This window comes from Leifsonia shinshuensis (genome assembly GCF_013410375.1).
Classification (GTDB): Bacteria; Actinomycetota; Actinomycetes; order Actinomycetales; family Microbacteriaceae; genus Leifsonia; species Leifsonia shinshuensis.
Genome location: NZ_JACCFL010000001.1, coordinates 2,614,516 through 2,639,080 on the forward strand (window position 1 = coordinate 2,614,516; position 24,565 = coordinate 2,639,080).

General features: G+C 71.7%; 25 protein-coding genes and 1 tRNA gene. 15 read left to right on the forward strand and 11 right to left on the reverse strand.

The genetic code is table 11. The features are described from left to right. Window positions 1-34 precede the first annotated feature (34 nt). The 8 genes from pepN to HNR13_RS12705 all read left to right on the forward strand — a co-directional run bounded on the left by pepN (window position 35) and on the right by HNR13_RS12705 (window position 9,945). Window positions 35-2,581 (forward strand): aminopeptidase N, encoded by a 2,547-nt coding sequence (pepN, locus tag HNR13_RS12670; protein ID WP_179606253.1) that lies wholly within the window; start codon window positions 35-37, stop codon window positions 2,579-2,581. Between the two features lie 135 nt (window positions 2,582-2,716). Then, window positions 2,717-3,628: an ATP-binding cassette domain-containing protein gene (locus HNR13_RS12675; RefSeq protein ID WP_179606255.1), complete on the forward strand. Its 912-nt coding sequence runs from the start codon at window positions 2,717-2,719 to the stop codon at window positions 3,626-3,628. After that, window positions 3,625-4,476, forward strand: coding sequence for an ABC transporter permease subunit (locus HNR13_RS12680; protein ID WP_179606257.1), 852 nt, complete (start codon window positions 3,625-3,627; stop codon window positions 4,474-4,476). Before HNR13_RS12675 ends, HNR13_RS12680 begins: the two co-directional genes overlap by 4 nt. Next, entirely contained in the window at window positions 4,473-5,801 is a 1,329-nt protein-coding gene (locus tag HNR13_RS12685) for a histidine kinase (RefSeq protein WP_179606259.1), read from the forward strand. The genes HNR13_RS12680 and HNR13_RS12685 overlap by 4 nt, the downstream gene beginning before the upstream one ends. After that, on the forward strand, window positions 5,798-6,484 hold the full coding sequence (locus HNR13_RS12690) for a response regulator (protein WP_179606261.1): 687 nt from the start codon (window positions 5,798-5,800) through the stop codon (window positions 6,482-6,484). The genes HNR13_RS12685 and HNR13_RS12690 overlap by 4 nt, the downstream gene beginning before the upstream one ends. Window positions 6,485-6,539: 55 nt before the next feature. Continuing rightward, the gene (locus HNR13_RS12695) at window positions 6,540-7,844 is read left to right on the forward strand and encodes a mechanosensitive ion channel family protein (protein ID WP_179606263.1); all 1,305 of its coding nucleotides are present in this window, start codon (window positions 6,540-6,542) and stop codon (window positions 7,842-7,844) included. Window position 7,845: 1 nt separating this feature from the next. Next, window positions 7,846-8,253, forward strand: coding sequence for a globin (locus HNR13_RS12700; protein WP_179606265.1), 408 nt, complete (start codon window positions 7,846-7,848; stop codon window positions 8,251-8,253). A 42-nt stretch (window positions 8,254-8,295) separates the two neighbouring features. Further along, entirely contained in the window at window positions 8,296-9,945 is a 1,650-nt protein-coding gene (locus HNR13_RS12705; RefSeq protein ID WP_179606267.1) for an FAD-binding dehydrogenase, read from the forward strand. 9 nt (window positions 9,946-9,954) lie between these two features. On the opposite strand, the gene HNR13_RS12710 is transcribed toward HNR13_RS12705, so the two are convergent. Then, window positions 9,955-10,713 carry a DUF8185 domain-containing protein gene (locus tag HNR13_RS12710; protein ID WP_179606269.1) on the reverse strand — a complete coding sequence of 253 codons (759 nt, stop codon included), beginning with the start codon at window positions 10,711-10,713 and terminating at the stop codon, window positions 9,955-9,957. Between the two features lie 39 nt (window positions 10,714-10,752). Here HNR13_RS12710 and HNR13_RS12715 point away from each other — a divergent pair, with 39 nt between their 5' ends. Then, entirely contained in the window at window positions 10,753-11,637 is an 885-nt protein-coding gene (locus tag HNR13_RS12715; RefSeq protein ID WP_179606271.1) for an acyl-CoA thioesterase domain-containing protein, read from the forward strand. A gap of 21 nt (window positions 11,638-11,658) precedes the next feature. Here the strand turns inward: HNR13_RS12715 and HNR13_RS12720 are convergent, their stop codons facing one another. Both HNR13_RS12720 and HNR13_RS12725 read right to left on the reverse strand, forming a co-directional pair. Next, window positions 11,659-12,351, reverse strand: coding sequence for an anti-sigma factor family protein (locus tag HNR13_RS12720; RefSeq protein WP_179606273.1), 693 nt, complete (start codon window positions 12,349-12,351; stop codon window positions 11,659-11,661). Beyond that, on the reverse strand, window positions 12,348-12,860 hold the full coding sequence (locus tag HNR13_RS12725) for a sigma-70 family RNA polymerase sigma factor (RefSeq protein ID WP_179606274.1): 513 nt from the start codon (window positions 12,858-12,860) through the stop codon (window positions 12,348-12,350). The genes HNR13_RS12720 and HNR13_RS12725 overlap by 4 nt, the downstream gene beginning before the upstream one ends. A 124-nt stretch (window positions 12,861-12,984) precedes the next feature. Here HNR13_RS12725 and HNR13_RS12730 point away from each other — a divergent pair, with 124 nt between their 5' ends. Continuing rightward, window positions 12,985-13,419, forward strand: coding sequence for a QcrA and Rieske domain-containing protein (locus HNR13_RS12730; protein ID WP_179606276.1), 435 nt, complete (start codon window positions 12,985-12,987; stop codon window positions 13,417-13,419). 27 nt (window positions 13,420-13,446) lie between these two features. On the opposite strand, the gene HNR13_RS12735 is transcribed toward HNR13_RS12730, so the two are convergent. The 5 genes from HNR13_RS12735 to msrA all read right to left on the reverse strand — a co-directional run bounded on the left by HNR13_RS12735 (window position 13,447) and on the right by msrA (window position 17,327). Then, complete coding sequence (locus HNR13_RS12735) at window positions 13,447-13,914, reverse strand: acyl-CoA thioesterase (RefSeq protein ID WP_179606278.1); 468 nt, start codon at window positions 13,912-13,914, stop codon at window positions 13,447-13,449. Window positions 13,915-13,921: 7 nt separating this feature from the next. Then, on the reverse strand, window positions 13,922-15,604 hold the full coding sequence (ettA, locus tag HNR13_RS12740) for an energy-dependent translational throttle protein EttA (protein WP_179606280.1): 1,683 nt from the start codon (window positions 15,602-15,604) through the stop codon (window positions 13,922-13,924). Window positions 15,605-15,669: 65 nt separating this feature from the next. Then, a complete protein-coding gene (locus HNR13_RS12745) occupies window positions 15,670-16,176 on the reverse strand; it encodes a DUF6993 domain-containing protein (RefSeq protein ID WP_179606282.1) in 507 nt (168 codons plus the stop codon). A 10-nt stretch (window positions 16,177-16,186) separates the two neighbouring features. Further along, entirely contained in the window at window positions 16,187-16,639 is a 453-nt protein-coding gene (locus HNR13_RS12750; RefSeq protein WP_179606284.1) for a single-stranded DNA-binding protein, read from the reverse strand. 160 nt (window positions 16,640-16,799) lie between these two features. Beyond that, entirely contained in the window at window positions 16,800-17,327 is a 528-nt protein-coding gene (gene msrA / locus HNR13_RS12755; RefSeq protein ID WP_179606286.1) for a peptide-methionine (S)-S-oxide reductase MsrA, read from the reverse strand. Window positions 17,328-17,456: 129 nt separating this feature from the next. On the opposite strand from msrA, the gene HNR13_RS12760 reads away from it, so the two are divergent. After that, complete coding sequence (locus HNR13_RS12760) at window positions 17,457-18,269, forward strand: hypothetical protein (RefSeq protein WP_246312757.1); 813 nt, start codon at window positions 17,457-17,459, stop codon at window positions 18,267-18,269. Between the two features lie 139 nt (window positions 18,270-18,408). On the opposite strand, the gene nadE is transcribed toward HNR13_RS12760, so the two are convergent. Then, complete coding sequence (gene nadE, locus HNR13_RS12765) at window positions 18,409-19,251, reverse strand: ammonia-dependent NAD(+) synthetase (RefSeq protein WP_179606288.1); 843 nt, start codon at window positions 19,249-19,251, stop codon at window positions 18,409-18,411. Window positions 19,252-19,327: 76 nt separating this feature from the next. On the opposite strand from nadE, the gene HNR13_RS12770 reads away from it, so the two are divergent. Then, a complete protein-coding gene (locus tag HNR13_RS12770) occupies window positions 19,328-20,545 on the forward strand; it encodes a cation:proton antiporter (RefSeq protein WP_179606290.1) in 1,218 nt (405 codons plus the stop codon). Window positions 20,546-20,552: 7 nt separating this feature from the next. Here the strand turns inward: HNR13_RS12770 and HNR13_RS12775 are convergent, their stop codons facing one another. Continuing rightward, window positions 20,553-21,407, reverse strand: a complete 855-nt coding sequence (locus HNR13_RS12775) for a LysR substrate-binding domain-containing protein (protein ID WP_179606292.1) — start codon at window positions 21,405-21,407, stop codon at window positions 20,553-20,555. 185 nt (window positions 21,408-21,592) lie between these two features. Here HNR13_RS12775 and HNR13_RS12780 point away from each other — a divergent pair, with 185 nt between their 5' ends. Together HNR13_RS12780 and HNR13_RS12785 are read left to right on the forward strand one after the other, a co-directional pair. Further along, window positions 21,593-22,897, forward strand: coding sequence for an MFS transporter (locus tag HNR13_RS12780; protein WP_179609437.1), 1,305 nt, complete (start codon window positions 21,593-21,595; stop codon window positions 22,895-22,897). Between the two features lie 31 nt (window positions 22,898-22,928). Further along, a tRNA-Arg gene (locus HNR13_RS12785) sits at window positions 22,929-23,004 on the forward strand. Between the two features lie 311 nt (window positions 23,005-23,315). Here the strand turns inward: HNR13_RS12785 and HNR13_RS12790 are convergent. Next, window positions 23,316-23,618 (reverse strand): thioredoxin family protein, encoded by a 303-nt coding sequence (locus tag HNR13_RS12790; protein ID WP_179606294.1) that lies wholly within the window; start codon window positions 23,616-23,618, stop codon window positions 23,316-23,318. 96 nt (window positions 23,619-23,714) lie between these two features. Here HNR13_RS12790 and HNR13_RS12795 point away from each other — a divergent pair, with 96 nt between their 5' ends. Continuing rightward, window positions 23,715-24,560 (forward strand): GDSL-type esterase/lipase family protein, encoded by an 846-nt coding sequence (locus tag HNR13_RS12795; RefSeq protein WP_179606296.1) that lies wholly within the window; start codon window positions 23,715-23,717, stop codon window positions 24,558-24,560. Window positions 24,561-24,565 lie beyond the last annotated feature (5 nt).

The following is a 24,565-nucleotide window of genomic DNA, read 5'->3' on the forward strand; positions in this document are numbered from 1 at the left end:
CACACCCCCGATCCCGCTTTTCAAGGAGTCAGCGTTGCCCGGAGAAAACCTCACCCGCATCGAAGCCCAGGAGCGCGCGTCGCTCGTCCGCACCCACAGCTACGACGTCGCCCTCGACCTGACGACCGGGCCGGAGACCTTCCGCAGCACGACGACCGTGCGCTTCTCCGCGACGGAGGGCGCCTCGACGTTCATCGACGCGATCACGCGCACCGTCCACTCGGTCGTGCTGAACGGCGTCGAGTTGGACCCGGCGGCGGTCGCGGACGGCGTGCGCATCCAGCTCGACGGCCTGCAGGCGGAGAACACGCTGACCGTCGACGCCGACGCCATCTACACCAACACCGGTGAGGGCCTGCACCGCTTCGTCGACCCGGTCGACGGCGAGGTGTACCTCTACTCGCAGTTCGAGGTGCCGGACTCCCGCCGCATGTTCGCGGTGTTCGAGCAGCCCGACCTCAAGGCCGAGTTCACCTTCACCGTCACCGCTCCCGCGCACTGGGCGGTCGTGAGCAACTCCCCCACCCCGGAGCCCGTCGACGCCGGAGAGGGCGCCAAGACCTGGTCCTTCGCTCCCACCCCGGTGATCTCCTCCTACATCACCGCGCTCATCGCGGGTCCGTACGAGTCGGTGCACAGCGAGCTGACCAGCCGCGACGGCCGCACCATCCCGCTCGGCGTGTACGCGCGCAAGAGCCTCGCCGAGTACCTCGACGCCGACTACATCTTCGAGAAGACCCGGGAGGGCTTCGCGTTCTACGAGGAGAAGTTCGACTACGCGTACCCGTTCGAGAAGTACGACCAGCTGTTCGTGCCCGAGTTCAACGCGGGCGCGATGGAGAACGCCGGAGCGGTGACCTTCACCGAGACCTACGTCTTCCGCTCCAAGGTCACCGACGCGATCAAGGAGCGCCGGGTCGTGACGATCCTGCACGAGCTCGCGCACATGTGGTTCGGCGACCTGGTCACCATGAAGTGGTGGAACGACCTCTGGCTGAACGAGTCGTTCGCCGAGTACGCCTCCACCCTCGCCACGGCCGAGGCCACCGAGTGGACCGAGGCGTGGACCACCTTCGCCGCGATGGAGAAGAGCTGGGCGTACCGCCAGGACCAGCTGCCCTCCACCCACCCGATCGTCGCCACGATCAACGACCTGGAGGACGTCCAGGTCAACTTCGACGGCATCACCTACGCCAAGGGCGCCTCGGTGCTCAAGCAGCTCGTCGCCTGGGTCGGCCAGGACGACTTCCTCGCCGGTGTGGCGCAGTACTTCAAGAAGCACCAGCACGGCAACACCGAGCTGACCGACCTTCTGGTCGAGCTGGAGGCCACCAGCGGCCGCGACCTCACCGAGTGGTCGAAGAAGTGGCTGGAGACGGCGGGCGTCAACACCCTCCGTCCCGAGCTGACGGTCGACGCGGACGGCACGATCACGGCCTTCGCGATCCTCCAGACCGCGGCCGCGGACTACTCGACGATCCGCCCGCACCGCCTCGCGGTCGGCTTCTACGACCTGGTGGAGGGCCGTCTGGTCCGCACCTCGCGCGTGGAGCTCGATGTCGACGGCGAGCGGACCGAGGTCGCCGAGCTCGTCGGGCAGAAGCGCCCGGCGCTCATCCTGCTCAACGACGACGACCTCGCCTACGCGAAGATCCGCCTCGACGAGGACTCGCACCGCGTCGCGCTCGAGCACCTGTCCTCGATCGAGAGCCCGCTCGCGCGCTCGCTGGTCTGGGGCGCGGTCTGGGACGCCACCCGCGACGCCGAGACCCCGGCGAGCGACTACGTGCGCCTCGTGCTCGGCAACATCGCGTCCGAGACCGAGTCCACGACGCTGCGCACCACGCTCAACCAGCTCGTGCTTGCGGCCGGCAGCTACGTCGCGCCAGAGCGTCAGAAGCAGACGAGCGAGGAGGCGGCGACCGCCCTCTGGGAGCTCGCGCAGCAGGCCGAGGCCGGCAGCGACGCCCAGTTCCAGTTCGTCAAGTTCTTCGCCGCGCTGGCCTCCACCCCGGAGCAGCTCGCGAACGTAGCCGCCCTGCGCGACGGCACGCTGACGCTGCCGGGGCTCACCGTGGACACCGACCTCGGCTGGGAGCTGCTCATCGCGCTCGTCGCCGGCGGCGCCGCGGGCAACGCCGAGGTGGATGCCGCACTCGCGGCGGACAACACCGCCAACGGCGCGCAGTTCGCCGCGCAGGCCCGCGCCGCCATCCCGACCCTCGCCGGCAAGCAGGCGGCCTGGGACTCGGTGTTCGGCTCGGACGCGCTGCCGAACACCATCGTCCGGTTCACCGGGCTGGGCTTCCAGCGCGCGGCCGACAAGGACGTGCTGAAGGAGTTCGTCGCTCCGTACTTCGCGGCGCTGCAGGACGTCTGGGCGTCGCGCACGTACAAGATCGCGGAGTACCTCGTCGCCGGCATGTACCCGGCGCCGCTCGCGAACGCCGAGCTGCGCGACGCGACGCGCGCGTGGCTCGACGCGAACCCGGAGCCGGCCGCGCTGCGCCGGCTCGTGGTGGAGAACCTGGCGGGCGTCGAGCGGGCGCTCGCCGCCCAGGAGCGCGACGCGCAGGCGTAATAGCTCGACCGCCTGATGGAGGCCCCGGTTCGATCGAGCCGGGGCCTCCTTCATGCCTCCGCCCGACCCGTGCGACACGCAGGTGGTACTCAGGTTCGATGACGCGGCGGCGGCCGCGGCCCTACTCTCGGAGCCATGATCCAACTCGAACACCTCACCAAGAGGTTCGGCAGCAAGACCGCTGTCGACGACATCACGGCGACCATCCAGCCGGGCAAGGTCACCGGCTTCCTGGGGCCGAACGGCGCGGGCAAGTCCACGACCATGCGCATGATCATGGGGCTGGACCGGCCCACCGGCGGCACCGCGACCATCAACGGCAAGCGCTACGCCGAACTGCGCTCGCCGCTCGGCGAGGTCGGCGCGCTGCTCGACGCGAAGGCCGTCCACACCGGCCGCACCGCGTACAACCACCTGCTGGCGATGGCCGCAACGCACGGCATCTCCAAGCGCCGCGTGCACGAGGTCATCGGCCTCACCGGCCTGGAGTCCGTCGCGAGCAAGCGGGTCGGCGGCTTCTCGCTCGGCATGGGCCAGCGGCTGGGGATCGCCGCCGCCATGCTCGGCGACCCGCAGACCCTCATCCTGGACGAGCCGGTCAACGGCCTCGACCCGGAGGGCGTCCTCTGGGTGCGCCAGTTCGCCCGGCACCTCGCCGGCCAGGGCCGCACGGTCTTCCTCTCCTCGCACCTGATGAGCGAGATGTCGCAGACCGCCGACCACATCATCGTCCTCGGCCGCGGCCGCATCCTCGCCGACGCCCCCGTGGACCAGATCCTCGCCGGCGCGACGCGCAGCGCCGTCCGCGTACGCACGCCCGAGGTGGAGCGGCTCGCGAACGCCATCCAAGGCGGCGACGTCACCATCACCGGCGTGGAGGCCCAGCTCATCGAGGTCACCGGCCTCAGCGCCGCGCAGATCGGCGACGCAGCGGCCGCTGCGGGCATCGCCCTGCACGAGCTCACCCCGCTCAGCGCCTCCCTGGAGGAGGCCTACCTCGAACTCACGCAGGACGAGGTCGAATACCACTCGGAGGTCACCCGATGAGCACCGCAACCGCACCCGCCACCGCGCACGCCCACTCCGAGGTCGGCCGGCTCAGCTTCGTCCGCGTGCTGCGCTCGGAGTGGATCAAGCTGCGCTCGCTCCGCTCGACGTTCTGGACGCTGGTCAGCGTGATCGTGCTGGTCGTCGGCTTCGCCGCCCTGCTGAGCTTCTCGATCCCGTCGGCCTCCACCCTGGTCAGCGAGTCCGGGCCGCGCGGCGCGACGCTCGACCTCAACAACATCGTGGCGACGGCCGCCACCTTCGGGCTCCGCTTCGCGCAGCTCGTCGTCGCCGTCCTCGGGGTGCTCGTGATCAGCGGCGAGTTCTCGACCGGGATGATCCGCTCCTCGTTCGCCGCCGTCCCGCACCGCTTCCCGGTGCTGGCGGCCAAGGCGATCATGCTGTTCGTCGTGTCGTTCGTCGTGGGCCTGGTGAGCCTCGCCGCGTCGTGGGGCATCGCCATCAGCGTCATGAGCGGCAAGGGCTACCACCGCGAGTTCGATCAGAACACGGTCTGGGCCATCCTCGGCGCCGCGCTCTACCTGGGGCTGGTCGCGGTCTTCGCGCTCGGCATCGGCACCATCATCAAGGCGAGCGCCGGTGGCATCTCCGCCGTTGTCGGGGTCCTGTTCCTGCTCCCGATCCTGGTGAGCATCGCCGTCGGCCTCCTGCCGAAGGCGACGTGGCTCGCGGATTGGTCGCACTACCTGATCAGCAACAACGGGGATGGGATGGCCGGCCTGACGAACGGCTCGCTCGAGCCGTGGCAGAACGTCCTCAGCGTGGTGATCTGGACCGCCGTCTCCTTCATCGCGGGAGCGATCCTGCTGCAGCGACGGGACGCGTGACCGACACGACGACCGCAGCCGACGCCGCCCCGGCCGACCTCGAGCTTCCGAGGCCGCCCGGGGCGGTGCGGCGCTACTTCGGCGCCCACCCGCGGGTGGTGGACACGATCGTCGTGGCCGTCTACCTCGTGCCGGCGCTCGCGGAGGGCGTCTTCCACCTGGTCACCAGCACGAGCTGGGCGACGGCCCTCCAGGTGGTGCTCGCGGTCATCGCGGGAGCGGCGCTGTTCGCGCGGCGGCAGAACCCGCGGGCCGTGTTCGCGATCGCGGTCGTGGTGCTCGTCGTGAGCGTCTTCGTCGGCCGCAACCTCGACTTCGTCCCCGCGGTCTTCGCGCTCTACGCCCTGGCCGTCTACCGGTCGGCGCGGTCGGCGTGGATCGGCTACGGGATCATGGCTGTTGCGACAATCGTGACGCTCGCCATCGCCACCATCGTCGCCGCGGTGCCCGCCTTCGCGCCGCTGTCGACCGAGGCCGTGCCGTCGGGCTTCGCCGCGCTGGCGTTCTGCATCGTCGCGGTCCTCATCGGCAGCAACGTGGGCAACCGCCGCCGGTACCTGAACGCGCTCATCGACCGCGCCAGGCAGCTCGCCCGCGAGCGCGACCAGCAGGCCGAGCTCGCCACCGCTGCGGAGCGCAGCCGCGTCGCCCGGGAGATGCACGACATCGTCTCGCACAGCCTGACGGTGATGATCGCGCTGGCGGACGGGTCGGCGGGGCTGGTCGCGTCGGACCCGGAGCGTTCGGCCGAGACGATGCGGCTGGTGGCCGAGACCGGCCGCGGCGCCCTCGGCGACATGCGCCGCCTGCTGGGCGTGCTGCGCTCCGGCGAGGAGGAGGCCGCGGCGCACGCCCCGCAGCCCGGGCTCGGGGACCTCGGCGAGCTGATCGAGCGGTTCCGGGCGGCCGGGCTGCCGGTGCGGATCACCGTCTCCGGCACGCCGCCGACGGACGTCGGGCAGCAGCTCACCGTGTTCCGGGTGGTGCAGGAGGCGCTGACCAACACGCTCCGGCACGCCGCGCTCGCGACCGTGGTCGCGGTGACCATCGAGTTCGGCGACCGCAGCATCCGCATCGCGGTCGAGGACGACGCCACCGTGCACACCGGCTCGGTGCAGGGCGCGGGCAGCGGGCTGCTCGGCCTGCGCGAGCGCGTCGCGCTGTACGGTGGCACGCTGGAGGCGGGGCCGCGCCGCGGCGGCGGCTGGCGGCTCGCCGCCGAGTTCGCGACCGTGCAGAGCCCCGCCGATCAACCGACCACAGCGGACAGACCGACGACGGACCGACCGACCGCGGCGGACGAACCGACCAGGAGGACCGAATGACCGACCCCGGGCTGCCGCAGCAGCGCCTGCGCGTGCTGCTCGTCGACGACCAGGCGCTCGTCCGCCTGGGCTTCCGGATGGTGCTGGAAGCCGAGCCCGACCTCCACGTGGTCGGCGAGGCGGCCGACGGTGTCGAGGCGGTGCGGCTCGCGGTGGAGACCCGGCCCGACGTCATCCTGATGGACGTGCGCATGCCGAACCTCGACGGCATCGAAGCCACCCGGAGGATCGTCGCGGCCAACCCGGCGGCGCGCATCATCATCCTGACGACGTTCGACCTGGACGAGTACGCGTTCGGCGGCCTCCGCGCGGGTGCGAGCGGCTTCCTGCTCAAGGACGCGCGCCCCGCGGAGCTGACGGCGGCGATCCGCGCCGTCGCGGCCGGAGACGCGGCGATCACGGGCCGGATCACCCGCTCGATGCTCGAGCTGTTCGCCGACCGCCTCCCGGCGAGCGGTGCGACCCAGCAGGCGGCCGACCCCACGGCGGTCCTGACCCCGCGCGAGCGCGAGATCCTCCTCGCCATGGCGGACGGCCTGACGAACGGCGAGATCGGCGCGAAGTTCTACCTCACCGAGTCGACCGTCAAGACGCACGTCGGCCGGGTGCTGGCCAAGCTGCAGCTGCGCGACCGGGTGCACGCGGTCATCTTCGCCTACGAGAACGGGCTCGTGGAGAGCTGAACCGCGCCGGAAGGTCCAGAAGACGCCAAGGCGGCTCTCGATAGGATTTCGTGCGATGAGCATTCTGAGAGCGGACTTCTGGACCTCGTTCGGCGCGTGGATGGTGGACGCCGGCTGGAACCTCGCGCACGCCGCAGGCATCGTCCTCGGCGCGATCCTGCTGAGCTGGATTCTGCGCGTGATCATCCGTCGCGTCGTTCGCCAGATCGTGAGCGGGGTCAAGAAGGGCCAGAGCGTCACCGACACGCAGGCCCTCGTCGCCTCGCCGCTCGCAGCGGTCCGCGTCGTCCAGCGGACGCGGACCCTCGGTTCGGTCCTGAGCAACATCGTCAACGTCACGATCGGCATCATCACGATCATCCTGGTCATCCAGGTCTTCGCTCCCGATGCGCTCACCTCCTTCGCCCTCCTCACCGCCGCGATCGGCGCCGGCCTCGGTTTCGGCGCGCAGAACATCGTCAAGGACGTCCTCAACGGGCTGTTCATGGTCATGGAGGACCAGCTCGGCGTCGGCGACGTGGTCGACCTGGGACCGGCGACCGGTGTCGTGGAGGCGGTCGGCATCCGGATCACGCAGGTGCGCGACGTCAACGGCACCCTCTGGTTCGTCCGCAACGGCGAGATCCTGCGCGTCGGCAACATGTCGCAGGGCTGGTCGCGCGTGATCGTGGACCTCGCCGTGCCCTACGACACCGACATCGAGGCCGTCCAGGCGAAGATGATGGAGGCCGCGACGGCGCTGGCGACCAGCCCCAAGTGGCGCTCGCGCATCCTCGACAAGCCGGAGCTGTGGGGGCTGGAGTCGATCTCGGCCGACGCCATCGTCATCCGCATCGTGCTGAAGACCCGCACCACGGCGAAGGACGACGTCTCCCGCGAGCTGCGCCTGCGCCTCAAGCAGGCGACCGACGAGCTCGGCGTGACGCTGCCGTCGCTCTCGGCAGTGGTGCTGTCCGGCTTCGACGGGGCGGGGAGCGTCAACGGCGCCAAGCCGCCGCGCACCCGGCCGACGCCGGTCGTCCCCGACCGTCCGCTCACCGGACGCAAGGCCCGCGCCGCGGCGAAGCGGACGGCCACCCGGGTCCCCGACCCCGGAGCGATCCGCATCCGGCCCGCGATCGAGACCCGGCCGGACGCGAAGCCCGCCGCGAAGCCCGCGGCAACGGCGAAGCCGACGAGCGCCGCGAAGCCCGCCACGCCGACCACTCCGTCCACTCCCTCCAGCCCGGACCTCCCGGACGCCGCCTCGCCGAAGCCGCCGGCCAAGCCCCGCACGACGAAGCCGCCCGCGACCGGCCAGACTCCGGCGGACGGCCAGACTCCCGCAGACGGCACGGCCCGCTCGGAAGGGGCCGAGTGACATGACCACCATCCCGGTCGGACCGCCCTCCGGCCCGTCCTTCTTCGAGCAGCTCGGCGGTCACGAGACGTTCGTGCGCCTCGTGGACGCGTTCTACCGCGGCGTCGCCGGCGACCCGGTGCTGCGGCCGATGTACCCGGAGGAGGACCTCGGCCCGGCCAAGGAGCGCCTGACGCTGTTCCTGGAGCAGTACTGGGGCGGCCCGACCACCTACAGCCAGCAGCGCGGCCACCCGCGGCTGCGGATGCGGCACAACCCCTTCACGGTCAACCCGGACGCGCGCGACCGGTGGCTCGCCCACATGCGCGTGGCCGTCGACGAGCTCGGGCTGCCGCCGCTGCAGGACGAGACGCTCTGGAACTACCTGGAGCGCGCCGCGTTCGCTATGGTCAACACATTCGAGGAGTAGCCCGACCCTCGTCCCTCCCGTCGTGCCGAAGGAGCCACGCCCATGACCCCAGAACCCGACTGCATCGTGGTGGGAGCCGGACTCGCCGGGCTGGTCGCCGCGTGCGAGCTGCTCGACGCGGGGAAGACGGTCACGATCGTCGACCAGGAGCCGGCGGCCTCGCTCGGCGGCCAGGCGTTCTGGTCGTTCGGCGGACTGTTCCTGATCGACTCGCCGGAGCAGCGCAGGATGGGCGTCACCGACTCGCTCGCGCTCGCGCGGCAGGACTGGTTCGGCAGTGCGGGCTTCGACCGCGCGGAGGACCACTGGCCGAAGCGCTGGGCGGAGGCGTACCTGCAGTTCGCCGCGGGTGAGAAGCGCGCCTGGCTGCACGAGAAGGGCGTGCGGTTCTTCCCGGTCGTCGGCTGGGCCGAGCGCGGCGACGGCACGGCGGGAGGCCACGGCAACTCGGTGCCGCGCTTCCACATCACCTGGGGCACCGGTCCGGGCGTCGTGGAGCCGTTCGTGCGCCAGGTCCAGGCGGCGACGGCGACGGGGAAGGCGCGGCTGCTGCACCGCCACCGCGTCGACGAGCTCATCGTGGAGGACGGCCGGGTCGTCGGCGTCCGTGGCGAGATCCTGAAGCCGGACGCCGCGAAGCGCGGAGCGCCCAGCAACCGGGAGCGGATCGGGGACTTCGAGCTGCGCGCGCCGGCGGTCGTCGTCGCGAGCGGCGGCATCGGCGGCAACCACGACCTGGTCCGCGCGGCCTGGCCGGAACGGCTCGGCACTCCCCCGGACTTCATGCTCTCCGGTGTGCCCGCGCACGTCGACGGCCGGATGCTCGGCATCGCCGAGGCGGCGGGCGCGCACCTGATCAACGGCGACCGGATGTGGCACTACACCGAGGGCATCCAGAACTGGGACCCGATCTGGCAGCGCCACGGCATCCGCATCCTGCCCGGGCCGTCCTCGCTCTGGCTGGACGCGCACGGCGACCGGCTGCCCGCGCCGCTGTTCCCGGGCTTCGACACGCTCGGGACGCTGGAGCATCTGCGCCGGACGGGCTCCGACTACTCCTGGTTCATCCTCACCCAGAAGATCATCGAGAAGGAGTTCGCGCTCTCCGGCAGCGAGCAGAACCCCGATCTGACCGGCAAGGACGTCGGCCTGCTCGCCAAGCGCGTCGGGCCGGGCGCGCCGGGGCCGGTGGAGGCGTTCAAGGAGAAGGGCGCCGACTTCGTCGTGGCCGACACCCTCGACCAGCTGCTCGCCGGGATGAAGCGGCTGTCGGAGGTGCCGCTGGACACCGAGCTGGTGACCCGGCACGTGCGGGAGCGCGACCGGCAGCTCGACAACGGGTTCGGCAAGGACCTCCAGCTGGCCGCCGTCCGCGGCGCGCGCGCCTACCGCGGCGACAAGCTCATCCGGGTCGCGGCCCCGCACAAGCTCACCGACCCCAAGGCGGGGCCGATGATCGCCGTGAAGCTGCACATCCTCACCCGCAAGAGTCTCGGCGGGATCGAGACCGACCTCGACGGCCGCGTGCTCGGCGCCGACGGCGCACCGGTGCCCGGGCTGTACGCGGCGGGCGAGGCGAGCGGATTCGGCGGCGGCGGGGTGCACGGCTACCGGGCGCTGGAGGGCACCTTCCTCGGCGGCTGCATGTTCTCCGGACGGCAGGCCGGACGCGCGATCGCGCGGACCGCCTGAGCCCGCGCGTCAGCCGCGCAGGCTCCAGGACTGCCGGCGGATGAGCGTGTGCCCGCGGCGGGTGGTCAGCCGCGTCCACGGCCCGGTCTCCAGGATGGCGACGGGCTCGCCCGCGGCCAGGAAGCCGAGGCTCTCGGCCGCGAACGCCGCACCGGCGGGGACGTACTCGAGCTGCTCGATCGGGCGGCCCCAGACCTCGGCCCTGACCCGCTGCACGAGCTGCTCGCCGGTGCCCGTCGGGACGGCCTCCGCGACCTCGGCGATGCCGGCGGCCGCCGTGGCCTGCAGGAGCTCGACGCTGGTCTCCCCGACCTGGCGCCAGCCGCCGCGGGGCGGGGAGATGCCCGCCCAGGTGACGGAGGGCGCCTCCATCGGCAGCCGCACCTCCAGCGGCGCGCTCTCCACAGCGCCGTCGACAGCGCCGGACTCGTCGCCGTCGCGGCCCTCCTCCTCGACCGCTCCGGTCTCGGAGGCGGCCGCCGCGGCCTCCGCCGCCTCGCGCACGCGCGCGAGCCGGTCGAGCAGCGAGCGGATCGGGACGACGACGTCGAACTCCACGTCGTGCCGCGTCAGGAACGTGCGGAGGCCCAGCACCGTCGGTGTCTGGTCGAGCAGGCCCCTCGGATAGAGGATGGCGGTGTACACGGCGAGCACGCCCGATCCTGCGATCAGGCGCACCGACCCTTCCTCGACGCGGGCGGCCCGAGACAGGTAGGTCTGCAGATCGGCGGCGGCGAGGGTGTCCTGGAGGGAAAACGACTGGCTCATCTGACCTCTAAGCTACTAGAGACCCCGGACGGAGACACTGTGACAGAGCCCCTGGAATCGCTGCTCGCCGCGCTCGACCTCACCGACACCGGTGCCCGCACCAGCGAGGACATCTTCACCGGGCCCTCCCAGTGGATGCCGCTGGGCCGCGTGTTCGGCGGCCAGGTGCTCGCGCAGTCGATCGTCGCAGCGACGCGCACCGTCGCCGACGACCGCAGCATCCACTCGATGCACGGCTACTTCCTGCGCCCGGGCGACGTCAACTATCCGATCACCTTCTCGGTCGACCGCATCCACGACGGCCGGTCGTTCTCGACCAGGCGCACGCAGGCGTACCAGAACGGCCTCCCGATCCTGTCGATGATCGCCTCGTTCCAGGACGAGGACGAGGGCCTCGAGCACCAGGTGGACATGCCGGAGGGCCTGCCCGACCCGGAGTCGCTGCCGAACTCGGCCGACACCCTCGAAGACGTTGAGCATCCCGTCGCGCAGTACTGGGCGAGCAAGCGCCCGTTCGACATGCGGCACGTGCCGTCCCCGATCTACCTGTCGGTGGAGGGCGCGCACGTCGCCCACCAGGCGGTCTGGTTCCGCTCGATCGGCGACCTGCCGGACGACCCGGCGCTGCACCGCGCGGCTCTTGCCTACGCCAGCGACTACACGATCATGGAGTCGGTCATGCGCCGGCACGGCGTCGCCTGGGCGACGCCCGGCCTCAAGGCGGCCAGCCTCGACCACGCGATGTGGTGGCACCGGCCCGCCCGCGTCGACGAGTGGCTGCTCCACACGCAGGAGTCGCCCAGCGCGAGCGGCGGCCGCGGGCTCGCGCTCGGCCGCATCTTCAGCCGCGACGGCCGCCTGGTCGCGAGCGTCGCGCAGGAGGCGACCATCCGGGTGCCGGACGCGGCGAAGCTCCGCGACTGACCCGGCGGCCGGCGCCGCCTCTCAGCCGAACGTGCTGCGCAGCAGCACCGTCCCGTTGTCGGCCGCGCGGATGTCGATGGCGGCGATGTCGGAGAGCGGGACGCTCGTCGTCGCGGCCGGCTCGACGACCGTGCCCTCCGCGGCCGTCCACGTCGAGATCTGGGTCTGGTGGCCCGACTTGTCGGTGACGACCATCGCGTAGGTCCAGGTGCGGCCGCCGTCGTCGCCGCCGACCTTCGCGTAGGCGCAGCGCGAGTCGATCCGCGTGCCCCACGGCTCCGCGGTCAGGTGCAGGTCGGCGGAGAGCGCGCTCGGCTCCACCTGCTCCATCGCCACGCTGGTCCCCGCCGGGGTCCCCGGCTCCAGCGCGGGGACGGCGATCGCGATGGCCCCCACGAGCACGGCCGCCGCCGCAGCGGCGAGACCGCCCACCAGCCAGCGCGACCGCCGCCTCCGCCGCCGGGCGGCGTCCAGCAGCGACGGCAGCACCTCCGCGCCGAGGCCGGCGTCGTGCGGCGCATCCTCGTCGAGCAGGGCGAACGCCTGCTCGCGGGACACCCGGCCGAGCAGCCCCGGCATGCCGGCCAGCTCGGCGACCGCCGCCGAGCAGCGTCCGCACTCGCGCAGATGCTCCTCGTACTCCTTGCGCTCGGCCGGGGCGAGGGCGCCGAGCACGTAGGCGGCGTCCCAGGTGGCGAACTCGTCGTGGTTCATCGCTCGGTCACCCCTCTCTCCTGCAGCGCGAGCCGCATCGCCCGGAGTCCGTAGTGCAGCCGCGACTTCACCGTCCCCTCCGGGATGTCCAGCTCGCGGGAGATCTCCGCGATCGACCGGCCGCCGTAGTACGCGTGCACGATCACCGCGCGATGCTCGTCGGAGAGCTCGGCCAGCGCGTCGGAGACCAGCCAGGCGTCGAGAACGGCGTCGGCGCCGTCGTCCTGCGACGGCCGCTCCGGGAGGGTGTCCGTGCCGAACTCGTGCTGGGAGTGCGCGCTGCGCTTGTCGTCGATGACGATGTTCCGGGCGACGGTGAACAACCACGCGCGCGCCGACTGCTGGCTCTGGTCCAGCACGGCCGGCTTGCGCCAGGCGCGCAGCAGCGTCTCCTGCACCACGTCGTCGGCCATCGCTCGGTCGCCGGTGAGGTGGACGACGTAACGCCATACCGCCTGCGCGTGCTGGTCGTGCAGCTCCCGCAGCAGGCGCGCGTCCTCATCCGGCATGGTCACCTCCTGCCCTAACCACGGAAACCCTGATCGAAAAGTTCAGAACTCCACGAGTGAACCGGACCGCGCTCCCTCTCGTGCCTACGCTAGGAGAAAGCTCTGCCGACCGGGAGGATCCACGATGACCGAATCCGCGCCGCTCACGCGCCGCACCCTCGTCCAGCTCGGCGGCGTGTCCGCGGCAGGTGCGGGGGTGCTCCTGCTGGCGGCCTGCACGCCGCAGGGCTCCGGGGCGTCGACGGGCGACGGCTCGGGCAACAGCGGGGTGGCCACCGTCTCGCTCTCGTCCATCCCGGTCGGCGGCGCCGTCTCCGCGTCGATCGGCTCCACGCCGATCGTCGTCGCGCAGCCGTCCGCCGGAACCGTGGTGGCGTTCAGCGCGGTCTGCACCCATCAGGGCTGCACGGTGGCGCCGCAGGGCAAGGAGTTCGACTGCCCGTGCCACGGGTCGCGCTTCGACGCGACCACGGGCGACGTCATCCAGGGCCCGGCGAGAACGCCGCTCACGAAGCTGAAGGCGAGCGTCTCGGGCGACAAGGTCACCGTCACCCAGTAGCGCCCGGCCGACGGGGGAGGCGCAGGGTCAGCGCTTGGTGAACTGCACCGGGTCGTCGAGGTAGGGCGTCCATGCCTCGCGCTCGCGGTCGTTGATCCGCCGCGGGCGCTGGCTCTCGGCGTCGACCAGCACGATCGTCGTGGCGGCGCGGGAGAACATCGTGCGCGGTTCCGCGCCCTCCGGCGACCAGACCTCGTAGTTGACCTCCAGGCTGGCGCCGCCGAGCCTCCCGAGCCAGAGCTGCACGTCGAGCGGCTGGCGCAGGTACGGGATGGGCGCGACATACTCGATCTCCTGGCGCGCGATCAGCGTGAGCGTGTCCGCGCCCGGCCGTCCGTCGAGCACGGCGGTGGAGCCGCCGACCGCGTGCTCGTCGCTCGCCCAGAACGCCTCGATGCGCGCCTCCTCCAGGAGGCGCAGCATCGCGGCGTTGTTCACGTGGCCGTACGCGTCGAGGTCGCTCCAGCGGAGCTTGATCGGGACGTGCAGTCGCATGACGGGCTCAGTCGCGGGTCAGCTTGCGGTACGCGGAGCGGTGCGGCTTGGCGGCGTCCGGACCGAGGCGCTGGACCTTGTTCTCCTCGTAGGCCTCGAAGTTGCCCTCGAACCAGTACCAGTCGGACGGGTTCTCCTCCGTGCCCTCGTAGGCGAGGATGTGCGTCGCGATGCGGTCGAGGAACCACCGGTCGTGGGTGATGACCACCGCGCAGCCAGGGAACTCGAGCAGCGCGTTCTCCAGGCTGGAGAGCGTCTCGACGTCGAGGTCGTTGGTCGGCTCGTCGAGCAGCAGCAGGTTGCCGCCCTGCTTGAGCGTCAGCGCCAGGTTGAGGCGGTTGCGCTCACCGCCGGAGAGCACGCCGGACTTCTTCTGCTGGTCCGGTCCCTTGAACCCGAATGTGGAGACGTAGGCGCGCGAGGGGACCTCGGTCTTGCCGACCTGGATGTAGTCGAGCCCGTCGGACACGACCTCCCAGACGTTCTTGTTCGGGTCGATGCCGCCGCGGGTCTGGTCGACGTAGGAGATCTGCACCGTCTCGCCGACCTTCAGGTCGCCGCCGTCGAGCGGCTCCAGCCCGACGATCGTCTTGAACAGGGTCGTCTTGCCGACGCCGTTCGGGCCGATGACGCCGACGATGCCGTTGCGCGGCAGCGTGAAGCTCAGGCCGTCGATGAGGACGCGGTCGCCGAAGCCCTTCTGCAGGTTCTTGGCGTCGATCACGATCTGGCCGAGGCGCGGCCCCGGCGGGATCTGGATCTCCTCGAAGTCGAGCTTCCTGGTGCGCTCCGCCTCGGCCGCCATCTCCTCGTAGCGCGCCAGACGGGCCTTGGACTTGGCCTGGCGACCCTTGGCGTTGCTGCGCACCCAGTCGAGCTCGTCGGACAGCCGCTTGGCGAGCTTGGCGTCCTTCTTGCCCTGGATCTCGAGGCGCTCGCGCTTCTTCTCCAGGTAGGTCGAGTAGTTGCCCTCGTACGGGTAGAGGTGGCCGCGGTCGACCTCGGCGATCCACTCGGCCACGTGGTCGAGGAAGTACCGGTCGTGGGTGACGGCGAGCACGGCGCCGTGGTACTTGGCGAGGTGCTGCTCGAGCCAGAGCACGCTCTCGGCGTCGAGGTGGTTGGTCGGCTCGTCGAGGAGCAGCAGGTCGGGCTTCTGCAGCAGCAGCTTGCAGAGCGCGACGCGTCGCTTCTCACCGCCGGAGAGCGTGTTGACCGGCCAGTCGCCCGGCGGGCAGCGCAGGGCGTCCATCGCCTGCTCGAGCTGGGAGTCGAGGTCCCACGCGTCGGCCGCGTCGATCTGCTCCTGGAGCGTGCCCATCTCGGCGAGCAGCGTGTCGAAGTCGGCGTCCGGGTCGGCCAGCAGCCCGGAGATCTCGTTGAACCGGTCGACCTTGTCCTTGATCTCGCCGACGCCCTCCTGGACGTTCTCCAGGACCGTCTTGCTCTCGTCGAGCAGCGGCTCCTGCATCAGGATGCCGACCGTGTAGCCGGGCGAGAGCTTCGCCTCGCCGTTCGACGGGGTGTCGAGGCCCGCCATGATCTTCAGGATGGTCGACTTTCCGGCGCCGTTCGGGCCGACGACGCCGATCTTGGCTCCGGGCAGGAACGCCATCGTCACGTCGTCGAGGATCACCTTGTCGCCGACGGCCTTGCGGGCCCTGACCATCGAGTAAATGTATTCGGCCACTCTTTTTCCTGAACTCCCTGTCTTGGACTCGCCGGGCTCGAAGCCCTGTACGAGGATACCGGGAACTACCAGTCGATCGGCCGGGTCCGGCCGATCAGGCAGCCTCCGGTCGCAAGGGCGGGACTGGTGAGGCTCGTGTAGCCGCTGCCGTCCGGGCCGTACTGGCCGATCACGCAGCTGTCCCCGAACTTCACCGAGAACTGGATGGAGGCCGCCTTCAGCCCGATCGAGGTCGTGTCCGGCGTGACCTGCATGTCGGCCTTCGTGAACCCGGCCGCGACGAGCCCGTCGATGAAGTCCCGGCCCTGGGCGCCCGGCTTGGCGGCGATGGTGGCCCGGTTGACCGCGTCGAAGAACGCGAGGTTCTGCTCCGCGGTTCCGCCGGGAACGAGCGCGGGAGGCGCGCTCGCGGTCGGCTTCGGCGACGGCGCCGGCGTCCCGGACGCCGTGGTGTGCGGCGCAGTTGCGGACGGCGACGCCTCCCCGACGCCGGTGCAGGCGCTGAGCAGGAGCGCCCCCGCGACGGCCGCGCCCGCGAGGAGGACGGCGGCGGGTCGGACGGGCGCTCTCATGCTGTCCACCCTAGGGGTCGCTCCCTGTGGGATCTCCCCGGCCTCCTGGCGCGTCCGTCAGGGCGAGCGCGCGCGTGGACCGGGTGAATCTGCTGCGCCCCCTGGCCAGATCGTGCCCGATGGCCTCCGCCTCGATCTCCACCGTCACGCCGAGCTGTTCACCCGCCCAATCGCGCACCCGCAGCCGTCCGGTGACCACGAGCGGGTCGCCGCGCGCCACGCAGGCCGCCGCGCTGACGGCGAGCTCCCCGAACGCCGTCACCGTGAACCAGTTCGACTCCGGGTCGCGCCGGGCGCCCCGGCGGGGATCCTGCCCCGGCCCGGCGGGCTGCTGCGCGCCGGCCGGCCGCGCGGCGCGGTCGTCCGTGACGAGCCGGAAGCTCGTGATCGCGCTCCCGGCCTCCGGCGTCACATGCCGTGGGCTGGTCGCCACCGTGCCCCGTACCGCCACCGATTCGCTCATGCTCTCCCCCGTCTCCCGGCCTCGCCCGAGGCCGTGAGTCCACTGTGCCGCGGGGCCCCGGCCACGGGACGGGCCCGTCGCGGATCGGTGGAGAACCCGCCGATCCGCCCGGCTGGGAAGGAGACCCGGCTGCCACGGAAAGAGCCCGGCGCCGCAGCGCTCAGGCGGCGGTCACATACGGCGCGTACGACGCGCGGATCTTGTTCACCTTCGGCAGCGCGACCGCCAGGCAGTATCCCTGGCCCGGGTTCTTCGCGAAGAAGTCCTGGTGGTACTCCTCGGCGCGGTAGAACGGCCCGAGCGGCTCGATCGTCGTCACGACGCCACCCTCCCAGTACTCGGCCGCCCGGTCGCGGGCGTCCTCGAACAGCGCGCGCTGGTCCTCGCCGTCGAAGAACATCGCGGACCGGTACTGGGTGCCGACGTCGGCGCCCTGCCGGTTGAGCTGCCGCGGGTCGTGGAGCGTGAAGAAGACATCGAGGATCACCTCGGCCGGGATGACCTCCGGGTCGAACGTCACGGCGACCGCCTCGGCGTGGCCGGTCGTGCCCGTGCAGACCTCCTCGTAGCTCGGGTCGACGGTGGCGCCGCCGGTGTAGCCGGACACCACGTCCTGCACTCCGCGGAGCACGCGGTAGACGGCGTCCAGGCACCAGAAGCACCCGCCGGCGAGCACGAAAGTCTGCATCGGTCCATCCCTTCGATCGATCTGCGGTCCATTCTCCACCCGACGCGCACCACGACGTCCGCCGACCGGATGCGCGACACAGCGCCGCCGCTGCCCGGACCGACCGGTCCGTCCCGTTACCATCACCGCATGCAGTGGTGGAATGACTTCGTCGATTGGCTCAACTCGTCGGCCGCGCAGCCCGCGGTCTTCAACGCGGCGGTCCTCGCGATCGCCGTCATCGTCTCCGGTCTGCTCGCCGCGTGGATCGCGCGCGGCGCCCTCCGTGGACTCCTCTCCCGCACCGACCGTCAGCAGAAGGCCAGCGCGATCGCCGCGCTCGTCGACGCGGCGACCGAGGCGTCCGTCTGGAACTCCCTGACCCCGGCCGAGCAGGTGCTCTCCGACCGTGCCGTCGGCCAGGCCGACATCCTCGTGCGGCTCCTGCCGATCAAGGGCGCCGGCGTCGCCGCCAACTGGGCGGGGCACCAGCTCGCCGAGATGAAGCGCGCGTCCGCGACGTTCGGCTACCAGCTCGACCCGGCCATCGCGGAGTTCCGCGACCGGCTGATCGAGTGGCAGAACAAGCCGGGCCGCGCGCGCCGCATCTTCCAGAGCGACCTCGAGCGCTGGCGCTTCGAGAGCGCCGACCCGAGCACCTCGCTGGTGGCCCAGCAGGACGCGTGGGTCGCCCAGCAGCACCACGAGCAGTACGCTACTCCGGCCGCCGCGCCCGAAGCGGCCGCACCCGCCGCCGAGGCCGCCGTCCCCGCCCCGCAGTACGCCCGGCAGACCGGCGCCCCTGCCGCTCCCGCGGCCGCCGAGCCGTCGTTCGCCGCTGTGAACTACCCCACGGAGGCCGCAACGAACGACGCCGCACCGCTCCCCGTGTCCGCGTTCGCCGCCGCCGGCGACGAGAACGACACCACCCCGAACCCGCGCTTCGGCCAGCCCGTCGGCTGACCCCGGCGCACCGAACCCCTCCGGGCCACCCACCACGGAACACGAAGGGCGCCGACCATCCGGTCGGCGCCCTTCGTCATGCCACGGGTCGTCCGGTCGCGGGCTCGGCGCCCGCCCCGCGCCTCAGCGGCTCAGCGGCTCAGCGGCTGTAGTCGCCGCGCAGGGTCCACCACTCGTCGAACTTGCTGGCGGGCACCCGGCGCTTGTGCTCGGTCGCGAGGTAGCGCGTCTCGATCGCCGTCGCCACCTCGTCCGGCACCTCCTTGCCCTCGAGGAAGTCGTCGATGTCGCTGTACCGGATGCCGAGGTTGGCCTCGTCGGTCTGGCCGGGCTCGTGGTCGAGCAGGTCGGCGGTCGGCGCCTTCTCGTACAGCCGCGCGGGGGCGTCCAGGTACTCCAGCAGCGCACGGCCCTGGCGTTTGGTCAGCCCGCTCAGCGGGAGCACGTCCGCGCCGCCGTCGCCGTACTTGGTGAAGAACCCGGTCACGGCCTCCGCCGCGTGGTCGGTGCCGACCACGAGCAGCCGGCGCTGGCCGGCGATGGCGTACTGGGCCACCATCCGCAGCCTGGCCTTGACGTTGCCCTTGTTGAAGTCGCTCAGGGTCTCGCCGACGGCCACGGCGAACTCGTCGTCCACCCCGTCCACGCCGGGCTTGATGTTGAAGGTGATCGTGCGCTGCGGGCGGATGAAGGAGAGCGCGAGCTGAGCGTCGTCCTCGTCGTGCTGCACGCCGTAGGGCAGCCGGACCGCGATGAACTCGGCGGCGACGCCCTCCTCCGCGAGCCGCTCGACGGCGAGCTGGCAGAGCCGGCCGGCGAGCGAGGAATCCTGCCCGCCGCTGATGCCGAGCACGAAGCCGGAGGCGCCGGTCGCCCTCAGGTACTGCACGAGGAAGTCGACGCGCTCGGCGACCTCCTCCGCGGCGTCGACGCTCGGCGTCACGTTCAGCTCGTCGATGATCCTGGCCTGGAGTTCACGCATGCTGCAACGATAGTGCGCGCGGATTTCGTGCGTGTGAACTCCCCGCGCGACCGTCGCTCGCCCTAGCATCGGCCGCATGAACCCGCTCGTCGGAACGATCGTCCTCGTGCCGCTGCTGGCGGTGGTCGCCGCCCTAGTCGCCTCGGCGGTCGGGAGGGTGGCCAAGATCCCCCTCGTCGTCTTCGAGATCCTGCTCGGCATCCTGGCCGGGCCGAGCGTGCTGGGCTGGATCCCGGCGTCGGACGCGTTGCACGCGGTCGGGCAGTTCGGCCTCGCCTTCCTGTTCTTCATGGCGGGCAACGAGATCGACTTCTCCGCCATCCGCGGACGCCCGCTGCGCCGTGCCTCCCTCGGCTGGATCGTCTCGCTGGCGGTCGGCGTGCTGCTGGGCGTGCTCCTCGCGCCCACGCCGATCGCCGGCGTCTACGTCGGGATCGCCCTGTGCTCCACCGCGCTCGGCACGCTCATGCCGATGCTGCGCGACGCCGGAGAGCTGCGGACGCCGTTCGGCCTCGCGGCCACGGCCGTCGGCGCGGTGGGCGAGTTCGGCCCGCTGCTGGCGATCTCGCTGTTCCTCAGCGGCCGCAGGCCTCTGGCCGCCGCGCTCGTGCTGATCGGATTCGCCGTGGTCGCCGCCGCCGCAGTGTGGTTCGCCGCGCGGGGCGGCCACGCGCGGTTCCACGCGCTCGTGCGGGCCACGCTGCACACCAGCGGGCAGTTCGCTGTGCGCGTCGTCGTGCTGGCCATCGCCGCGCTGGTCGGGCTCAGCCTGGCGCTCGGCCTCGACATGCTGCTGGGCGCCTTCGCCGCGGGCGTCGTGGTCCGCGTCCTGCTGTCGGGCGCCGCGGAGCCCGACGCACGGCTCATCGAGACCAAGCTGGAGGCCGTGGCGTTCGGCGTGCTGGTCCCGGTGTTCTTCATCGAGACGGGGATCACCTTCGATCTGCGCGGGCTCCTCGCCGACCCGCACGCGCTGCTCCTGCTCCCGATCTTCCTGGTGCTCCTGCTGATCGTGCGCGGCGTCCCCGGCTCGTTCGCCGCCCCGCGCGGCTCGACGTTCGCCGACCGGGCGTCCCTCACGCTGTTCAGCGCGACCGGCCTGCCGATCATCGTCGCGGTGACGAACATCGGGCTGAAGGACCACGACCTGAGCCCGGGGACGGCGACCGCCCTGGTCGGGGCCGGGATGCTGTCGGTGCTGATCTTCCCGGTCGTGGCGCTGCTGCTGCGGCAGCGGTCGGCGGACGGCGGAGTGCGGCCGCCCGACCCGGACCGGATCCCGGTGGAGGGCTGAGCGCCGGTCACGGCACGCGCGTGACCGCCCGGGCGAGGATCGCCGTGGTGAGCGCCTCCACCGGCTCGCGCGCCGCCGACGGGTTCGACAGCAGGGTGAAGTCCACGTGGCCGAGCTCCGGCAGGCTGAACCGGTTGGTGACCTTGATGAGGTCCGAGGGGATGAGCGAGCGCGGGAACACCGCCACCCCGAGACCGGCGCGGACCGCGGCCAGCACGCCGTTCACCTCGCGGGTGTTGCACGTGATCCGCCAGGTGCGGCCCGCGGACTCCAGCGCCTCGATCGTGATCTGCCGGCTGAGGCTCGGCCCCTGGTAGGCGATCAGCGGCACCGGCTGGTCGGGATCGAGCGCGGTCTTCTCCTGGCCGATCCAGACCAGCTCGTCGGTCGCGACCACGGTGCCGTCCGTCGTCCCCGGGTTCTGCTTGATGAAGATCAGGTCCAGCTGGCCGGCCTTCAGCCGGCGGTGCAGCGGGCCGGACTGGTCCACGGTGAGCTCCAGGTTGACCTGCGGGTTCTGCTGCCGGAAATGCCGCAGGATGCGCGGCAGGGTCGTGATCGCGAGGTCGTCGGCCGCGCCGAACCGGAGCCGCCCGCGCATCGCCGATCCGCTGAAGTAGCTGTCCGCCTCCGCGTGCGCGGCCAGGATCGTTCGGGCGAACCCCGCCATCGCGTCGCCGTTGTCGGTCAGCCGCACCTCGCGGGTGTCGCGGGCGACGAGCTGCCGCTTGGCCGCCTGCTCCAGCCGCCGCACGTGCTGGCTGACGGTCGGCTGGCTGATGCCCAGCCGCTGGGCCGCGCGCGTGAAGGAGCGCGTGTCGACCACGGCGAGGAACGTGCGCAGGAGGACGGGGTCGAACATCGTCGTGGTGCTCCGCTCGCGTGCTATTCGGAAAGCCAATGGGAGTTATAGCTTCAATTCGCTGACAGAATACCGCCGAATCCGTAGCGTGGAGAGGGAACCGACGAACACCCATACGGAACCAGGAACGCAGGAACACACCCGTGGCGAACTCCACCGCAGCAGCAGCCCCGCCCACCGGCCCCATGCCCGTCCTCAGCGCACGCCCGCCGTGGCGCGAGACCTTCGTCTCGCTGCGCGTCACCAACTACCGCCGGTTCGCCGCGGGCAACCTCGTCGCCAACACCGCCGTCTGGATGCAGCGCATCGCGATGGACTGGCTGGTGCTGCAGCTCTCCGGCAGCGTCGCAGCCGTCGGCGTGACGGTCTTCATGCAGTTCACGCCGATGCTGGTCTTCGGGCTGTGGGGCGGCGTCATCGCCGACCGCTACTCGAAGCAGCGGCTGCTGATCTGCACCCAGACGGCGGCGGCCGCACTGGCAGCGCTGCTCGCCGCGCTGACACTCACCGGCGCGGTGCAGGTGTGGCACGTCTACGCGATCTCGTTCGTGCTCGGCCTCGTCACCGTGGTCGACAACCCGGCGCGCCAGGTGTTCGTCAACGAGCTCGTCGGGCCCCGCTACCTGCGCAACGCGATCAGTCTCAACTCGTCGATCTTCCAGCTCGGCGGCCTGATCGGCCCGGCGCTCGGCGGCATCCTGATCACCGCGGTCGGCGGCGGCTGGTCGTTCGTGATCAACTCGGCGGCCTGCCTGGCGGTCGTCGGCGCACTGTTCAGCCTCCGCCGCGACGAGCTCCACCACTCCCCCGCGGCGCCCCGCGGGAAGGGCCAGCTCGCCGAGGGGATGCGCTACGTGCGGCGTAAGCCGGTGATCTTCTGGACCGTCGTTATGGTGGCGGTGCTCGCGGTCTTCGCGTTCAACATGCCGGTCTTCCTCGCGGCCTACGCCAACGACGTGTACGACGTCGGAGCGCAGGGCTACGGGATGTTCAACGCCCTCGTCGCCGCAGGCGCGCTGGCCGGCGCGCTCGCCTCCACCCGCCGCACCTCGGTGCGCCTGTCGATGGTGGTGGGGACCGCCGCCGCGCTCGGCGTGGTCCAGGCGCTCGCGGGCCTCGCGCCGGGCGAGATCGCCTTCAGCGTGCTCCTGGTCGGCATCGGGGTGGGCAACCTGCTCTTCATCACGGCGGCGAACTCGCTGGTGCAGATGTCGTCCAACGTGCAGATCCGCGGCCGGGTGATCTCGTTCTACATCCTGGTGCTGCTCGGCGGCCAGGCGATCGGCGGCCCGCTGATGGGCTGGGTGGTGGAGGCCGCCGGCCCGCACGTCGCGATGATGATCTCGGGGCTCGTGCCCGCCGCGGCGGCCGTGCTGGTCGCGTGGATGATCGCCCGGCACGCCAGCCTCCGCCTGCGGTTCGGACTGCGCGGACGCCGGCCGGTGATCGCGATCGTCAACCGGGCGGGCAAGGCCGGGGCGACGCTGTAGGGCCGAGCGGCTGCGGTATCGTGGAGGCCGCGCCCCCGTAGCTCAGCGGATAGAGCAGGAGCCTTCTAATCTCTTGGTCGCAGGTTCGATTCCTGCCGGGGGCACCACCGCGCCGGAGCAGCTCTCGCGGTGCTTCTCATCTCTTGGTCGCAGGTTCGATTCCTGCCGGGGGCACCACCGCGCCGGAGCAGCTCTCGCGGTGCTTCTCATCTCTTGGTCGCAGGTTCGATTCCTGCCGGGGGCACCACCGCGCCGGAGCAGCTCTCGCGGTGCTTCTCATCTCTTGGTCGCAGGTTCGATTCCTGCCGGGGGCACCACCGCGCCGGAGCAGCTCTCGCAACCGCCGAGTACGCAGATTATCTGCGGACTCGACCGTTTTGGCCTGATTTCGCGCGTACTCGCGCGGTGCTGAGGCTGGTCAGAGGGCGCGGGCGGCGGCGACCAGGACCTGGTTGAGGGTGGGCACGCCCTCCGCGCGGAACACCTCCGACCCGTCGTCGCCGAGGACGATGACGGTCGGGGTCGAGCGGATGCCGTCGGACTCCGCGCGGGCCGGGTCGCGGGCGACGTCGCGCTCCGTCACGCGCAGGCCCGGCACCAGGCGCGCGGCCTCGGCGAGCACCGCCCTGGTCTGCATGCAGGGCTCGCAGAACGCGGAGGTGTACAGGGTCAGGGCGACGTCCCGGGTGACGGGACGGTCAACGGCGGGTGTCGCATCCACGACGACCAGTGTACGTCCGGCGAATTCCCGGCGACCATCCCGCGACGGAGCCCGCCGCGTCACCCGCACGTCACCGCGGCGACCGACAATCGGGGCGTGAGCAGGACCACCTACACGCGTTACGTGGCCCTCGGCGACTCGATCACCGAGGGGCTCTGCGATCCCGCGCCCGCACGACCGGGGGCCTGGCTCGGCTGGGCCGACCGGCTGGCGGGGATCCTGGACGGCGACGCCCGCCTGTCCGGCCGGACCGTCGAATTCGCCAACCTCGCCGTCCGCGGCCGCCGCATCGCCGACGTCGTCGGCGAGCAGGTGCCCGGGGCCCTCGCGCTGCGACCCGACCTCGTCTCGGTCCTGGTCGGCGCCAACGACCTGATGAGCCCCACCGCCGACCCCGACGCCCTGGCCGAGCGGCTCTCCGACGGCGTGCGGATGCTGCGCGCCCACGGCACCACCGTGCTGCTCGCCAACCTCTTCGACCCGCAGTTCGCGTTCTTCCTCAAGCCGTTCCGGGGCCGCGCCGCGGTCTTCAATGCGAACATCTGGAGCATCGCCCGCGACCACCACGCGGTCGTCCTCGACGTCTGGGGCGTCCGCGAGTTCCGCGACCCGACGATGTGGGGCGCCGACCGCGTGCACCTCAGCTCGCGCGGCCACCGCCTCCTCGCCGCGCACGCCGCCCACGCGCTCGGCGTCCCGTACGCGGAGACCACGTCGACGGAGAGCACGGAGGCGCCCGCCGGTGTCGTGGAGGAGCCGCCCGCTCCGCCGGAGGACCTCCCACTGCGCACCTGGCTGCGCGTCCATGCCATCCCGTGGGCCGCCCGGCGGCTGCGCGGGATCTCGTCCGGCGACGGGCTCAGCCCCAAACTGCCGGAGGCGCTCCCGGTGCGCAGCCAGCCGCTCGCCGGCCAGCCGCGGATGGTCGGAGGCCCGCACTAGACTTG